Origin of the sequence: Vibrio sp. SALL6 (assembly GCF_002002385.1) — a bacterium.
Classification (GTDB): domain Bacteria; phylum Pseudomonadota; class Gammaproteobacteria; order Enterobacterales; family Vibrionaceae; genus Vibrio; species Vibrio parahaemolyticus.
Genome location: NZ_MQVK01000019.1, coordinates 249710 through 264940, shown reverse-complemented (window position 1 = coordinate 264940; position 15231 = coordinate 249710). Strand labels below are relative to the sequence as shown.

At 39.4% G+C, this 15231-nt stretch carries 12 protein-coding genes; 7 read left to right on the top strand and 5 right to left on the bottom strand.

What is annotated here, in order from left to right; translation table 11 throughout:
• Positions 1 to 114 precede the first annotated feature (114 nt).
• The 3 genes from BIW15_RS25215 to BIW15_RS12005 are packed head-to-tail and all read left to right on the top strand — an operon-like array spanning position 115 to position 1896.
• Positions 115 to 297, top strand: coding sequence for a hypothetical protein (locus tag BIW15_RS25215; protein WP_140217128.1), 183 nt, complete (start codon positions 115 to 117; stop codon positions 295 to 297).
• 2 nt (positions 298 to 299) lie between these two features.
• Positions 300 to 1004: a 2OG-Fe dioxygenase family protein gene (locus tag BIW15_RS12010; RefSeq protein WP_256856995.1), complete on the top strand. Its 705-nt coding sequence runs from the start codon at positions 300 to 302 to the stop codon at positions 1002 to 1004.
• A 16-nt stretch (positions 1005 to 1020) separates the two neighbouring features.
• Positions 1021 to 1896: a DMT family transporter gene (locus BIW15_RS12005; protein WP_025505835.1), complete on the top strand. Its 876-nt coding sequence runs from the start codon at positions 1021 to 1023 to the stop codon at positions 1894 to 1896.
• Here the strand turns inward: BIW15_RS12005 and BIW15_RS12000 are convergent.
• The 5 genes from BIW15_RS12000 to BIW15_RS11980 form a co-directional block, all read right to left on the bottom strand.
• Positions 1878 to 2591 (bottom strand): AraC family transcriptional regulator, encoded by a 714-nt coding sequence (locus BIW15_RS12000; protein WP_021448654.1) that lies wholly within the window; start codon positions 2589 to 2591, stop codon positions 1878 to 1880. The genes BIW15_RS12005 and BIW15_RS12000 overlap by 19 nt on opposite strands.
• A gap of 153 nt (positions 2592 to 2744) precedes the next feature.
• Positions 2745 to 3197: an NUDIX hydrolase gene (locus BIW15_RS11995; protein WP_077281099.1), complete on the bottom strand. Its 453-nt coding sequence runs from the start codon at positions 3195 to 3197 to the stop codon at positions 2745 to 2747.
• A 1064-nt stretch (positions 3198 to 4261) separates the two neighbouring features.
• Complete coding sequence (locus tag BIW15_RS11990) at positions 4262 to 6745, bottom strand: hypothetical protein (RefSeq protein ID WP_077281098.1); 2484 nt, start codon at positions 6743 to 6745, stop codon at positions 4262 to 4264.
• The gene (locus BIW15_RS11985) at positions 6742 to 8397 is read right to left on the bottom strand and encodes a hypothetical protein (RefSeq protein WP_077281097.1); all 1656 of its coding nucleotides are present in this window, start codon (positions 8395 to 8397) and stop codon (positions 6742 to 6744) included. The genes BIW15_RS11990 and BIW15_RS11985 overlap by 4 nt, the downstream gene beginning before the upstream one ends.
• A 73-nt stretch (positions 8398 to 8470) precedes the next feature.
• The gene (locus BIW15_RS11980) at positions 8471 to 9337 is read right to left on the bottom strand and encodes a WYL domain-containing protein (RefSeq protein ID WP_055465059.1); all 867 of its coding nucleotides are present in this window, start codon (positions 9335 to 9337) and stop codon (positions 8471 to 8473) included.
• Positions 9338 to 9479: 142 nt separating this feature from the next.
• Here BIW15_RS11980 and BIW15_RS11975 point away from each other — a divergent pair, with 142 nt between their 5' ends.
• The 4 genes from BIW15_RS11975 to BIW15_RS11960 are packed head-to-tail and all read left to right on the top strand — an operon-like array spanning position 9480 to position 15176.
• Complete coding sequence (locus BIW15_RS11975; RefSeq protein WP_077281096.1) at positions 9480 to 10244, top strand: Wadjet anti-phage system protein JetD domain-containing protein; 765 nt, start codon at positions 9480 to 9482, stop codon at positions 10242 to 10244.
• A 7-nt stretch (positions 10245 to 10251) separates the two neighbouring features.
• The gene (locus BIW15_RS11970; RefSeq protein WP_140289583.1) at positions 10252 to 13170 is read left to right on the top strand and encodes a DUF1749 domain-containing protein; all 2919 of its coding nucleotides are present in this window, start codon (positions 10252 to 10254) and stop codon (positions 13168 to 13170) included.
• Positions 13163 to 14593 (top strand): hypothetical protein, encoded by a 1431-nt coding sequence (locus tag BIW15_RS11965; RefSeq protein ID WP_077281094.1) that lies wholly within the window; start codon positions 13163 to 13165, stop codon positions 14591 to 14593. Before BIW15_RS11970 ends, BIW15_RS11965 begins: the two co-directional genes overlap by 8 nt.
• Positions 14580 to 15176, top strand: a complete 597-nt coding sequence (locus BIW15_RS11960) for a hypothetical protein (RefSeq protein ID WP_077281093.1) — start codon at positions 14580 to 14582, stop codon at positions 15174 to 15176. The genes BIW15_RS11965 and BIW15_RS11960 overlap by 14 nt, the downstream gene beginning before the upstream one ends.
• The last annotated feature ends 55 nt before the right edge of the window (positions 15177 to 15231 follow it).

Below are 15231 nucleotides of genomic sequence, written 5' to 3'. Positions count from 1 at the left end.
GTAATAGATTGTTTATATTGTGACTGGAAATTGCTCTAACTTATTTTTTATGTAAGAGATTGTTATGGGCTTTAATTAATTCACTAACAAATAATAAGACGTTACGGCTAGTAAATGAAAAAATCGACTCAAGAAACTATACAGAAAATAAAGGAAAGTTATATCAACTATCGGAGTGTATTTATTCCAGGAACACAATTATTAAATATTTTGGTAGAGCTTGGGGCAAATCCAGCTCATGTGGAGGAAATGAAAGTAATTAGTGAGCAGCTATTTAATGATCCAACGTTGGCATAACGTTGGCATTTAGACGTTCAAGAAATGGAAGGTTTTGCTATAACTTGGAAAAGCAATGTTGTTATCGAACAGAGTTTCAACCATTTGTTCTATCTTTTGATGAGGACTTTGTTCGCCATGATTCGGGGGATATTAGACATTTTCGAGGCTTAAATGACCGACTACAACATAATTCTATCTTCCAATCTTTACTCTTATTTAAGCACCTTGTTTGCCATGATGTCGTAACGGCTCCACGAAAGTATTTGAACTACGATTCTCCAAATTGGGTGTCGACAGTTTTCCATCTGCGTACAGTTACTTCTCCAAGCTTGGTCGGTGAGCCTGCTCTAGAGGGAGTACATACTGATGGTGTTGACCACACAATGACAACATTATTGGGGCACAAAAATATGACAGACCATAGCGCCAAAACCTTTATTCATCATATGAAAGAAAAAAACGCATTAAAATGGCACGAAGCTGATCCGACATTTATATTGGATGAGAAACAACATTTGAACTTCCTTGATACTTTGTTGATTTGCGATAATGAGAGAAAACATAGCTTGACGGCAGTAGAAGCATCCAATCCTGCTAAAGATGCAACAAGAGATATGTTGATTTTTTTCACTCGGAAACCAGCATTGGAGGGGTACGTCTCATTTCCTTATGATTCTTTAAAAGCGCATCCAGACTACCCGATAAGCTTTAATCTTAACGTTTAAGCTGATGAGTTTGATTATGAATAAGTTAGCTCCTTTCCTATTTCTTTTTATCTGGAGTAGTGGTGCGGTGGTGGTTAAGTTCGGGCTTCAATACGCATCAGTTTGGAGCTTCCTAGCAGCCCGATCTTTGGTTTCCATGTGTTGCTTAATAATGTTGTTTTGGCTTTACTCTTACCGTAAACCATCATTGATTCGTAGCCCTTCAAAAACTGAGCTACGAAGAATTTTGGTGGTAGGGGCACTTCTTCAAGTTTGTTATCTGTCATTTTATTTTTTGGCGATTGATACCGGAATTTCTCCGGGGTTGGTGACACTAATTCTGGGCTTACAACCGCTGCTAACCCCATTTTTATGTAAGCAACAAGTCAGTCGTCGTCAATTGGCACTTTTGCTGTTGGGTTTTCTCGGGTTAGTGATTTCGATTTATGGCGCGAAAGACCTCACGCAATTAGCGGCATATGGAGTGGTATTTGGCATTGCTGCTCTTTTTTCTATAACGATTGGTACGGTGTTGCAAGCGAGTATTGTCAGTCATGTGTTATTGAGTGCAATGTGCCAGAGTGTACTAGCTACCCCCATTCTTATGGGGATCAACGTTCTGGTTGGGGGGAGTATTATTTGGACGCCAGAATTTTTGATATCACTTGTTTGGATGTCTGTGGGGGTTTCAGTAGGGGCATTGTTGTTGCTGATGCACATGACCAAGCAAGATGGGGCATCATCAGTTAGCGTGTTATTTTATGCGATACCGTTATTGGCATATTTTTTTGATTATGCGCTATTTGGCACTCAAATCAGTCTGCTCACTATAGTCGGGATGTTTGTTGTTGCGTTGGCCATTGTCTTCTATCGTCGTTTTCCTGCTGAAAAAGTTCAACGCTTGGCACGATAATGTTTCGGTGATTGAGAAAAATGATTACTGAAGCAACGGGTGAATGAAGACTGACAAGTGAAGCCCACTTTCTCTGAAATTATTGATATTGGCAGGTCAGTATTGTTGAGCAATACTCTAGCATTCTCCATGCGTAATTTCGTAAGATACTTGAAAGGCGTCTGCCCCATATTTTTTCGAAAAACCACTTTGAATTGTGTGTGGCTTAAGCATGCTACTGCCGACAAGTCTTCAATAGAGTAGTTCTTGGATAAATCTTGATTGATATACTGGATGACTTTTTTGATCCGATAATCGATTTTATTCCCGAGATCTTGTTTAGCGAGGATCGCGAATAGTAGTGACAAAATAGATTCTTCTAATTCTTCGATAGAATCCACCTCAAGTTGCTTTTCAATATATCGAACAAACGTATTGGCTGACTCATCAAGCCGGATAACGGTACTTTGAATGTGACTTAGAAAGTCGGGAAGTTCATAAATATCGATGACTAGAAATCGGAAATCTTCTCGTGCTTTAAATTCATGGTAGCAACCGGATCTAATGATTATGCAGTCACCATAAGCGATAGTGCAAACTTCTCCATCTAAGATTAAATCAATGTACCCTTTGGTAGGGAGCACGATTTGATGATATTTGTGAGAATGTCCTTTCGAGTACTTGTTATAAGTTCTCATGGTTATTTTTGAACTCATTATTTTCCTTAAATAACATATGGATAGGGCTTGTTGGCGTTGTTTTTAGTATATGATAATAGCAATAACTCTTTGATCTGAAGAGATTGGGTGCTTTATGGACTGTAACTCAGTATTGCCCCGAAACAAGTTACGAGTCATTGTAACGCATTTTCAAACGAGTAAATTATGGGCTATTAGTTTTGCTGCACACCTTGCAACGACGCCCACATGCTCAATCAATGTGGTTTGTTCTGACATGATCTGCTCGATAGGCATCCACTGACAGTCGATTGCGTCATCTGACGCGATTGCATCGCCTGATTTATAACGACACAATACCACAATCAAAATAAAATGGTGGTGCTCACCGCTTGCATCAAACTCATTAACTTCGATCACATCAAACGTTTTTTCCGGTGAACCATGAATTTGCGTTTCTTCAAATAACTCTCTGCGAGCAGCGTCATGCAATGATTCACCGGGGTTAACAGACCCTCCCGGGTAACCCCAGCCATATTTTTGGGGCTCCTTTGAACGCTGTACCAATAACAGCTCATCGCCTCGGTAGGTTACAGCAAGTGCCGCGACTGCTGGTACTTTCAGTTTTCTGTTTTCTTGATCCATATATCTCTATCCTTACTCTTTTTTAAATAGATGAACTAGGAACTTTAATAGGAGAGCCCATGGGTTTAAAAACTCCAATTCGACATAGATACCTGCATACAACGATCTCGAAGTTTTTCCAACTTCACAATTGAAGTATTTCCACTTAATCTTTGGCATAAATAAGCAATTCAATATGGAAGAAGCTTATGAATGTGCTTCTAAATAGAAATTTGTAGTTTTAGATTACTTCTTCTAATGTTGCTGAATGTTCTCATGGACTCTTTTGACTGCTCGACCTGCTGATTTCTGAAAGCTTTATCCCAAAGAATTGCAGTTGAACACGAAATTGCGCTGCCCAAACCCTAAAAAGCAACAAACATTAAATAAAGCCCTCACAGTTAATTAGCATTTAGTCACAATTTATCTCACGGCGTGTCAGATTTTTGTGAGATTTGGTGCATATGGATTTTTACAGGTTATCTTCTATTATTGGTTCTATGTGTTACTCCCTTTGGGAAAGCCTTTGTGGCCGATAGTGATGCAGGTAGAGGATGTCGGAAAAAGCGAAAGCTACATTGTAATGATGCAGATACTGTAGTGGATGAGTAAAACTAACCACTAGTTCGTAGGTGTTTTGAATAAATTACCTTAGCAATACTTATCCAAGATCTCGCCATCACCACGGATTCGTAACAAGGTTTTGTCCAGAAGTGAGTTAATGCATCAGCAATAAAAACAAAAAGGCGAACCAAACGGTTCGCCTTTGTCTATTTAGATTCTACAAATGATCACAGATAACTAAGATGGAAACTTGCCAGCCGTCTAAATCAACGATCTGGAATACTCTTTAAAAATAACCAAGTTGGAAACTCCATCGCTTAATGGCAAATGAAGCCAGCAGGTTTGGTTAACTAAGTTGGAAACTCTCTCTTCAATAGAATTCTCTCGTTTAGAGTGATTGTTCAGTTCGTAAAACCCGAACCGTACTTTGCAAACCGCGTTTTACGAACTGAACGTTTACGAGTGATTATTTCGCGAGTAATAGTTTTATTAGGTGCGGTTGTAGCTCTTAGATTTGCGTATCAAAATGCAATGTCTAATGATTTTCGGCTAAATATTAAGCTTGAACCTACAGTGGCAAGTTGTACTGATGGGCTGTTATTTCTTTTCTTGTCAACGAAACAGAATCCGTTAAAGCCACCGCATTTCGATTTAACTAATTGATATCCAGAATAAAGGGGCCTGTCTTCATAAAGTAAGAGCTCAGTTTCAGATATCGATCTGTATAACCATTCTAGAGCATTTGGAGAATCCTCTTCAAATAAGCTTTCCGCAGTTTTAAAAGCCTTTTCATCACCATCTAACCTTTGCATCAGAAATAGCATTTGAGCGTTTGCTTGGTGAATGATTTCGCATTCTTTTACGCTTTTTGATAGCCGTGGAGCATCGCTATAGCTTATGCCCAACTTAAAAAGTAACCACGAGACGTATGCTAACAACTGGGTGTATTCGTTGCTGTTGTATATATTTTCACTGTCATTGAGGATCTGAATTGGAGATTCTTTTTCATTAAAGAAACAGACAAAAGAGATCTCTCTAAGTTTTTTAAGGTGCTTCTCATCAACTATTGGTTTTGCTTTGTTGGCATTGTCTAGAGTCGGCTGTACCTTGATTTCATGTGAACCGACAATAAACTCGTGACGGCTAAGGTTATGAATTACAACGAAGGCCATTAGTAGAAAACTCATTTTATTGGCTTCATTATCCGAGTTCGAAACATATACTTTTTCAAGCTTATTAAGTATTTTTGTGAGCTTTTTATGTACATATTCTACTTGCTCAGGAGAAATACTTGGGCTTTCAGCGGTATCTTCATCATCAGTTCCGACAAGTTCTTCCTCATTGCGTCCTAAATGGTCTTCCCTATATAGAGAATTGCTGCCTGTCTGGATAGAAGGTATGGTGTGAAGAAACATATCTAAGATTAGGTTTAATCCATCCGACGATATGGCACGCCTTCCTGACTTGGTGCTGGCGTCGTTTTCTTGAACAATACTAACAATGAGCGAATCTCTCTCATCCGTATCATCATGAGTTTGTGGTATATATTTTTCAGATGCACCAACAGGACGGCGTAATTGAGGTGTTAGCTTCTCAATGCAGTTAAATAGAAGATCAAATTGAGGGTAATCAGTGCTTAATGATGAAACAGCCTGTCTTAACTGGCGTTCTTCAGAAGACTCGCATAGTTTCTCTAGCGAGGGGACGTTATGTGTGACGACAGTAGCGATTAACTCCTCATTATGGAGTAGATAGATCAGTCTCCCGCAGCCTAACAACTGCTCAGATATAATAATGACCTGATTTTCCAGAGTATGTTCAATTTGGTAATAATCGCCAAACTCATCCTTGTAAAACGGCTGACAACCTCTTTGGCTATCCATAAGCTCGATTTCTAGAGACTGGTTAAGTTGTAGTTCAACAAACATCAACTCTATATGTGTAGTGTCTGTAGAGCCTTCGCTAAGCTCTTTACTATTTACTTCCAGTACTTCTTCTGACGCTTCCATATGCAAAAAGTTGGTCGAGACTATTGCCTCTTTTGCATCTCCATTTCGGAGGAGAAGCATTGCCTCAGCGTTAGTATTACTGCCAGTTTTAAGCCATGCATTGCTACTGAAATTAGCACTACCAGATATGAAGAATGTTTCTTGATTGGCGAGAAATACTAAAGCTTTTGCATGAGCGTATGTCGTGAACTTTGACATACCATCAGGTTGGATAGATTTTATATCCACAAATTTTACGGTGCCGCTATGAAGTATTGTGGTACTCAGGCAAACGCTTTTAGGCTGTATTGCAATAATGGGTTTAGCTACAGATAACTCAGAAAGAGAAGAAACGAATTGTCCCGAGTTGTCAAAGAACGCTGAAACGCCGTATGTTTTGTCAACTGTTTTTGGTAGGTGTGTTTGGAGACTTCTCCAAAGACATTCTTTATTGGAATAGGACGAAAATAGGAAGCTATTGCTACTAGGTAGCTTTGGCTTCTTTTTAATCCATGGAGCTAAAGCCTTGGCTTTACCCAACATCTCTCTAACTATCTGAGGCGAGCTTTGCCCATAATCATTGAGCCATACCTCAAACGCATGAAAAGCATCTTTAAAAATAGAAAGATCTTCTTCGTTAGATTTCTCATCGAACCTAATTACATTTGTAACTTCTAAGTTCCTGCCGAAACCAGATAGAGTCATGTTGTGGCTTCCAACTACAAGCAAGCCTTTCTTTTTACCAAGGAGCATATACACTTTGGGGTGAAATGCTTGGTTACATTTCATAGGTGCAATGCCGTATGCGTAGCCAGCAAACTTGGGTGGAAAATTCTGGATAGCCGCTTTTAACATGCGATTATCAACGAACAGTAAATGATTTGTCACACCAGCAATTTGCATTTTTCGAAGAAGGTACTCTTCATAGAATGCAAAGTTAATAGAGTAGCTTGTCATTAGGCATGAATCATAACCACCTTTCTTCAGCTCTTCTATGAGTGAAATAGGGCTGCTCATGAGCTCACCTTCAGAATGTCATAGCCCGCAGGTTCTACTAGAAAAGAGTTCTCTGTTATACGAACCATGCCAAGATCTGCCATAATTTGAATAACTTGCTTAAACCTTGGTGACGTAAAAACTGCTGGGGGTGGCTTTATTATTTCGATACCAAATTCACTGGGTAGGAAACGGAAGGTCATCTGTTGTTGGTTTCTTAGCTTTCTCATAGCAATAAGAAAGTGGTTCTCAAGTAAGCCATGGTGAGTTAATTGTATCAACGCTGACAGAGTAGATTGTTTATTCAATTGGGTATTTAAAGTTTCACAGATAGCTAGCAGATTGAGTGGGTATCTATCTAAAAAGCTCTTCTGGAGCTCTACACTGTTATACCCCGACTTATTCTGAGTGCGGGAAACCAGTGCTGCCAAGATCATTAAGCAATTTTTAGTTATGGATTCTAAATCGTTACTGCCATTCTTTGTAAGTTTCTCCACTCTGTGGGCAAGAGTCACTTCATGGTTGTTTTCATCCCATCGCTCATAGTTAGGTAACTGAACAGAAAGTTGAGACAAGGTTTGATCGAATTGTTGGTGATGATAATTTGATGTTACCTTGCTACCAGGCCCTTCTTGCCAGTACCACAAAGCTATTGACCGAGTGTCTTTGAAGTTCGGTCTGCGAGATTCAGTTGCTTTTAGAACACAGTAAAATATTCCCTGCATGGCAATAGAGGCTATCTCATTTCTAGCGTAATCTTGCCAGCTAGATTCAATGTTCCAAAGGTGCTCGTATTTACCTGAGTATTGAAGAGCATTTGTATAAGCAAGTTTTCGGAAGGCCGCCACATCAAAACTTTGAGATGTGTCTGTTTTAGTAATATGCTCGGTGAGAGCAAGGATGTAAGCCATTGATTCAACGCGGTTGAGAGCTTGAAAGTCAGTTTCGTACTCTGTTTGATAAAGTGACGCGAAACCTTTGGTGAATAGGCTAATTAAAAGAGTTCGTTCTTCACTGTCGCATGATAGATTACATGGGCAGAATGACTTTAAATGAGTCAGAGTTTCGTAGGTAAACTCATCATTTTCAATAGTTTCCAAAAAAAGTGATGAGTTGACGTTTTGGTCAAATGCTTTGGCTAGTTTTAGTCCTACTTCTTCAATGAGCTTCCCGTTTTTAGGAGACTCGCCCGCTAGTATTTTTAGGTTGCAAAGTGTGCCAAAGTAATACTGTCCTAGGCCGCCAAAGGAGTTCTTAAAGTATCGAGAGGAATCAGGATTAGTATGGCTAAATTGCGATAGCTTGAATTTTTTCCCTGAGGTGATCTCTTCGAAGTGTTTCTGAAATGTATCCTTGCCTACAAGAGCTCCAGAGTGATTAACTGTACTGTTATCACTTGTTTCATGTGCCATAGCAGCAAGTGTGAATAGACAGTCTGCTCTTCGGAACATTTTTAAAAAAGTGTCACTATCTAACCACTTTTTCCTTTCGAAGGCATAAAACACCCATGCGTAGAACGAATAGTACCGAGCTCTATCGGTAACATTAGTTATCCCAGGAAGAAGTTTACCGTAGACTTCGATGCATGGAGCTTGCACTCCTAAATGGTCGAGGCCAGTAATCTGATTAATCGGCTTAACCCAGCCAGTATCTGAGGTAGCTTTCAAGCTCATTGTCCTACTCGTTAAGGATATACAAAACAAATATGTATAGCTGTCTATACGCTAATTTGGTGTTTAGTGATGGTCATCGGTTTCCTGATTTAAATCCAGGTACTAGGGCTCGAATAGAGTCAACATGCTCTAGCTCGTGTCTATTCATCAACTGCAAGTTAAAGGCATGCGGCGGCAAAGAAGCATTAGGTGTGCAGTCTACGTGGAGGTCATTTAGCACGTAACCAGCTAACGCTTCGTTGGTTGTAATGTTTCGCACGTATTGACCCTCCATACCAAGATCAATAGCTAAGTCATTTCTATTTTCATGCTTAGAGTGCGGTGCAACACTTAGGACAACGTCACGGTTCCAAAGAGTATCGTCCTCTATAGTCCTGTCGTATGAGCAGTCAGTTTGTTCAGCCTTAAGAATTCTACTTATTCTAAAGCACAGGAATTTACGTCTTTTACTGTCCCAAGCACGGATGTGCCAAGCCCCAAGCCCTTTGAATAGAGAATGAGGTGTCAGGGTTCTAGTCTCGGTGCTAGTTGAGGAACTGTACAGGACAGAAATACAGTGCTTATTAAGGATCGACCTTGTGACTTGAGAGACGATATCAATGGATAGTGAATCCAACACTGTCGCAAAGCTGCTTACACCATAAGTTGTTACTGGAATGGAGTTAAGCTCCTGACCCCATGCTATTAACCTCAGAGCTGCTTCTGGGTCATGCTCAAAAGCTGGGCTAAACGATGCTGACCTCATGTATGCTCGCAAGCTTTCGTTGAAAACCGTGTTGTCGGGAAAACGTTCTTTGTAAGCATTAAAAGAACGGCTTGCTGTAGCAACGGCAATATCACCATGCTGAATAAGGTCGGAGCGATTCACTTTCCCAAAGAAGCAGAGATAGAAATCAATAAGCCTTAGTCGTTTGGTTTGCGGAGATTCGACACAACGCATAATGATTACCCTTATCAAAATGAACTGTACTAATTTACTCTAACGAATCATTTGATTCCAGTGTAATATGACACTAGTTGATTCTAGCAATGTTGCTTGACGTGTTACTTATGGTATAAATTTCTGACTGTTGAGGACTACAATGAACGTCAATGACTACTTATCCAAGATCGAAGAAGGCTTGCCGATAAACTTGAAGGGGTTTATTGAGAAGCTTAGTTTGAAAGACCCTGAACAGTGGATGTCCATCTATAAAGCAAAGCGTGTAAGCAAAGGACACGTGCTAAAGGTGTTAGATGAGGAACGTCACTCCTCATTCTATACAAAGGATATTTCAAGTCGAACCGATGGCGCTAAGCAAGGCAAATCACACGCTATTAATACAAGTTTTTCTCATATCCTCTTATTTAACACGACTAGTTTTCCGAATACTCCATATGTGATTGTTTCATCAGAAGGTGGGGTGATTAGTTCCTTACCCAAGCTGAACGATCAAGCTGTGGTCATTGAGAACATAGAGAATTTTTATCGGTACATGTCTTTTATGGAAAGCATAGGACGTGAAGAGTTGATTGAGCAAACTGACTTTTTGTTTGGTGCAGGGACACAAATCAATAACAGCCTAAATTTAAAGTTTCTTACGAACTACAAACGGATCTACGTAGCGGGAGACTTAGATCTAGGTGGTCTGAAGATTTTTAGAACACTAGCAATGAACGTGTCAGATTGCCATTGGCTTTCGCCAGTTGATTGGGGCAAGTTTGAAGCGTTTTTCAATTTGAAGCCCAAGTCTGTTTCTGAATGGCGACAAGCGATTTCTATTGCCAGTGAGTTAAACCTCGAACAAGAAAAACAATTGTTACATACACATAGAGCATTTTTGGAACAAGAAGCCCTACTACCATAAGGATAAGATGATGGAAGATTTTCGCATAAGTATTTCAAGATTGATTGTTGTCGACTCTGTGGGGGTGGCTATCGCAGAAATCGATCTTAGAAATGGTGGGATCATAATTGCGAAGGGGAATGTTGGTAAAACATCAATACTTAATGCGATTCGGTTGTTTCTACTGCCAGAGACAAACTTCAAGAAGAGCTTTCAAAAGTTTGGGTTCATGAATAACAAAGGTGAACCTTATACGGATGATGAGAGTTATGAGCATTATTTCCCAAGTAGATCGAGTTTCTTGATTTTAGAATGTGAGAATTTTCTTGGCGGCCCAGTTCCACACTGTCAGATTCTGTATAGAGGTGAGTCTAAGTCTTACAAAAGGATGTTTACATCTCTTCCTTACCAGAACATAAAAGATCTATTTTGGGATTCAAGTGTTGGAGAAGATGGTATAGGAGGCGCAGTACAAAACCTATCGATCGACTATGTTAAGAAAGCATTAAAAGAAAGAGATCCTAAGCACTTTAAGACTATTGAGCGTCCTCAGGCAATCAAAGAAGCGCTGTATGCAAATGATTTACTTGATGTAAATGCTATGCGTTATTGCTTATTTCCATTGAGCAAGTTAGATGATGCCAGTATTAACTCCTTTAAAGCGTTAGTTAAGCTCCTGTTTGATATGAAGACTGGTTCCGATGCTGTTAGGCTGGCTATTGCCAACATAATTGAGTCTACTAAGAAAGAGCGTAAAGACGAATTAAGCCTTGATATCAATGAGTTTTTGAATAGAAACCAGATGCTTGGCGATAAGGAACTTCATCTACAGAAAGTAAAAAATCTAAAACCAAAATTTGAAGAACTTTCTATCTCGTACGCCACTTTAACAGACAACCAAAGTGCAGAAACTAAGTTGCTGCAATTTGATCGTGTGCTTAGAGGGGAGTTGGACTCTAAAGCTAAAGAACACAAGTTGCTTGAAGACCAGATACATTTGGCGCTTGAGCAGAACAAGAATAACCAAAAGTTTCACGATGACGCACAACGACACCTCAATGAGTTGAAGGGAGCCCTTAAACAGGAAAGTGCGAAATTGGAGAAACTACAACCTCAGCTAGATACAGCGAAAAGGATCATCGATGATTACTTTGGAAAGCCTATTTCTGAAATTGAAGAGATCCTTGCTGAAGAGCTTGATGAAGAGGTATCCAATCTCGACAACTTAAAAGATGCATCTAAAAGGAAGGTGCGTATTGATCAATTGAAGACGTTAATAGCAGATGAAAATAGGCACATCAGAATACTTAATCGAAGCTTAGAGTTAAAAGAATTTTTCTTATCAAAGCAGTTAGAGCATGGCGACTATCAAATACTATCTTCGATAAATAGTATTATTTCCAAAGCTAACCCTGGTCGTAGGTTAACAGAAACAGAGTTAGATCGTTTTAAAGGATTTTTAGCTCTTTTTGAAAGAGATAATCAGCAATATCGTTTCTTTGATAGAACTCTAAATATTGCCAGTTTGATTGAAGAACATTCAACAGAAGAAGAGCTTGAGCAGAGAACTAAGAACTTAGCTGCTTTTGAGGATGAGTTGCATGAGTTAGATAAAATTGGCAACCAAAGCGATATCCTTACTCAAACTGAAATAGCTAGGTTACAGCGTAAACTAGAACGATATGACAGTGAACTTACCAAACTTAAGAGCTATGAGTTCAACCTCCAAACCGCTAACTATGCCAATGAGGAAGTACGATCTTTAACCCAACAAGTTGAAGAAGCTGAAAACTCATTATCTAAAGCCCAAAATAGTCTAGACATATCTCAAAGGGAGCTAGCTGAATCAAAGGAGAGTTTAAGTAACTTCAACTCAAATTTAGAAAAACTTAAAGGCTTGAGCCAGAGAGTGAGTAATAGCCTAGCTCGACATCAACTTGTAGATTTTCCACTGGAGAAGCTAAGTGTTGAAAACGTTGAAGTGTCGGAACAGTTTTTTGAAAGTCTGGAAAATGCACTATTAGCAAAAGTGCGGGCGCGTAGTGGCGTTATATCCAATATACATTTTTTGGTTAAAGAAGGTGTCATCGACAATGATGACGACTTGTTTACCGCGACTCTTTCTGATGAACAAATTCGTCATACATATAAGCAGATTGAGTCAAAATTTGTACATGTGGATGAAGAGATAGCTAATCTGAAAAGGCAGTTTGTTGCCCTTAAGAGTGAGATTCATGGAATCATTACTGAACTTGAGAAAAACCGACAGCTAATTGATAGCTTTGAAGGGTTTATTAACACTGAGTTTAAGAAAGCGACCATAAATGATTTATCGGAAGTAAAAGCTAAAATCGGTGTTAATAGTCGATTCGAAGCACTATTGGCAGAGGTAGCACACATTGACTTATACGCCGATAGCCGACTTTCAAGTGAGTTTGTGGATCGACTCAAGACCTTTAGCAAAGAGTTTTTTGATGAAGGCACAGCATCCACTTTAACTATGGAAAAAATACTCACGGGAATCAACTACCATGTTAAAAAACAGGGCGCGAAGAGTCTTGAGACAAAATCTCAGTCCACTTCGACAGTGATGCTAATAAACATCAAACTAGTTGAAGTGTTACTAAAATCTGTCCAGCAATCGAGCTGTAAAGTATTTTTCCCATTAATTATAGATGAGGGAGCTTCTGTAGATCTCTCGCAATTTCAGTGGCTTTTGCCACAACTCAATGAGTCGGGTTTTAGAGTACTAAGTGCATCTACACATTCAGTATCTAGTGAGTTGATATTACTCTTTGGCTACTACTTCAAAATTGACTCGATGAAAACAAGTCTTCCTTATCATCCTGAGCGTCAGATTGCCTTTACTAGTGAACCTGAGTACATCATTAAACCAAGCGTAGCGAAGGAAGATCAGATGTGTATTTTTGGAGAGACTGATGAATAGCCAAGTTCTAGATACACTTCCGACATTTAAGTTAATGATGGAGTATAAAGCCATCATGCTTGAGTCGATAAGGTCAATGGATACATATGGTGAATCGTATGTACGTGAATACGATTTTAATGCAGCTGTATTTAAGTGTCTCAAAACGCTGGAAGGAGACACAACTCAGCAAAATGCTGTCAGAGTAGCTTTTTCAAAGGATAATCTGATTAATTCACATATTTTGTCTGATATTGATCATTTCGAAGGTGCTGGGAGGCTGTTTTTCGATAAAGCAGTACTGGACATTTTTAGACTGTTTGATAGAAGCTTAATCCAAGAACTTACCCATATAGAGTTAAACACAAGGCTTGTTGCATTAAGGGAGCTAACTGATAGGTTTGACAGTGGTAGCCTTGATTTTAACCCCCAAGACTTGGACTACAAGGAGGCATTGGGAGCTTTGTTTCGAGCTCTTGCTGCTCTGCAAAGTCTAATTCGTAGAAACCTTACTCGCATGGAAGATGTGAACAGGGACTTGAGCGAACAGAGTGAGAAAGCCCTGAAGGCTACCAACCCTAATGTCGTACAAGCATTACAAAAAGACAATATTGAACATATATCAAACCTTTTGGTGAGACATATCCTACCCACTAGAGCTTTTCTGGATGAGAAAGTGGTGCTTAGAGATGGGGCAAATTTATTGGCATGTTTGGAAAAGCTTAAAAGGTTGTTTGAAGTGCATAGTTTAGATAGTGAAGCTTCGACCATGCTCCGATATGCAATTTCATTTAATGCTTATCATAAAGACATAAGTCGTATATCTACATCTATTGATCAGTTCTTAGCTCGCTCAAGGAAAAGGCTCACCCAGTTTAATGCAATCGAAAATGCATTTTCTGAGTTAGTGGAATATTTAAAAGAAACACAACAGGACTTAAGGCGTAAAAGAATCAGTTCAGATTTTGCTCAAACATCAGGTTTGTTTTGTGGTTTGATGAACCAGCCTCGTCCCAAAGACCTCCGACTGAGTGATTCACAGTCGTACTTTAATAATATAACCACGGACATCACCACGAAGCTTGAAGATTACAAACTTGTTAATCAGCTTGATTTATCTCTTTTACAGAGCTCTAAAGATAATAGTTTAGACACGCGCTTGGAAAGGGTGAAACAGGTTAAGCAACTAATGTATTCGATGAGATTCGAGCGTTGTGATGATTTAATAAAAGTAGTGAGCGATAGGCTAGAGGGCTTGTTGGACGATTACCAAATACTTGACCTTCTTGAAGCCCTAATGACTCTAAATTCAGTAGGCCAGTTAAACCTTCACAACCATCTTCCAAGAGTTACTAATATTTTTCATGAGATAACGGTAGGTGGGTATGTGTTTAAGTACAGAAAAATAAAATTGGAGGTACGAGAGACTTATGCATACGACTAATAACCTAATATCTAACACTTTCGACTATGCTGACCTCGAACTCAGTCAGCAAGTCTACTCCCAGTTCTCGTCTGGCAAAGTGATCACTAAGCGCATTTATGAAACATATACTCAGCAGTTTATTGAGAACCCTTTGTATACAGAGCTATATAAGCATTTGGATAGCCATTATAGCCTCCTTTACAAGCACATTGGGTTTGAGCTGGTTTTTAACTCTGGAGGCGAATTTTTTCACATTCGTAAAGATGATAGTTCAGAAGATGCGGACGAAAATGCTACTAAGGTGCAAGCATTGCTTTTAGTGATAGCTAGGTTTTGGACTGATAAAAGTTTCGATCTAGATGATTTAGCCAATGAACATTTTGGCCTTAAAGCTAAACATATAGATGAGATCAAACGAAATGAGCAGTATGACCGTATTCGAGGGGCACTAATGCCAAAAGATGACTGGGATGCATGCCTGCGCTTTCTCTTGAATCGTAACTTTATGTACCGATGCGGTGATGGGCATTATGTAGTGAGTTCTGCGGGCATGTTCTTTATTCAACACCACGTAAAAAAATACGAAGAATCGATCTGCTAATCTCTTACTTGTTCGCTAAACGAGAGTATTACCTAGTTCTTACAACAGAGCTTTT

Bases quoted from the DNA above. Each gene is read 5' to 3' on its own strand.
- BIW15_RS11965 (WP_077281094.1), top strand. From the start codon at position 13,163: ATGAATAGCCAAGTTCTAGATACACTTCCGACATTTAAGTTAATGATG.
- BIW15_RS11980 (WP_055465059.1), bottom strand. From the start codon at position 9,337: ATGCGTTGTGTCGAATCTCCGCAAACCAAACGACTAAGGCTTATTGAT.
- BIW15_RS11970 (WP_140289583.1), top strand. From the start codon at position 10,252: ATGATGGAAGATTTTCGCATAAGTATTTCAAGATTGATTGTTGTCGAC.
- BIW15_RS11990 (WP_077281098.1), bottom strand. From the start codon at position 6,745: ATGAGCAGCCCTATTTCACTCATAGAAGAGCTGAAGAAAGGTGGTTAT.
- BIW15_RS11975 (WP_077281096.1), top strand. From the start codon at position 9,480: ATGAACGTCAATGACTACTTATCCAAGATCGAAGAAGGCTTGCCGATA.
- BIW15_RS11985 (WP_077281097.1), bottom strand. From the start codon at position 8,397: ATGAGCTTGAAAGCTACCTCAGATACTGGCTGGGTTAAGCCGATTAAT.
- BIW15_RS11960 (WP_077281093.1), top strand. From the start codon at position 14,580: ATGCATACGACTAATAACCTAATATCTAACACTTTCGACTATGCTGAC.
- BIW15_RS25215 (WP_140217128.1), top strand. From the start codon at position 115: ATGAAAAAATCGACTCAAGAAACTATACAGAAAATAAAGGAAAGTTAT.
- BIW15_RS12000 (WP_021448654.1), bottom strand. From the start codon at position 2,591: ATGAGTTCAAAAATAACCATGAGAACTTATAACAAGTACTCGAAAGGA.
- BIW15_RS12005 (WP_025505835.1), top strand. From the start codon at position 1,021: ATGAATAAGTTAGCTCCTTTCCTATTTCTTTTTATCTGGAGTAGTGGT.
- BIW15_RS11995 (WP_077281099.1), bottom strand. From the start codon at position 3,197: ATGGATCAAGAAAACAGAAAACTGAAAGTACCAGCAGTCGCGGCACTT.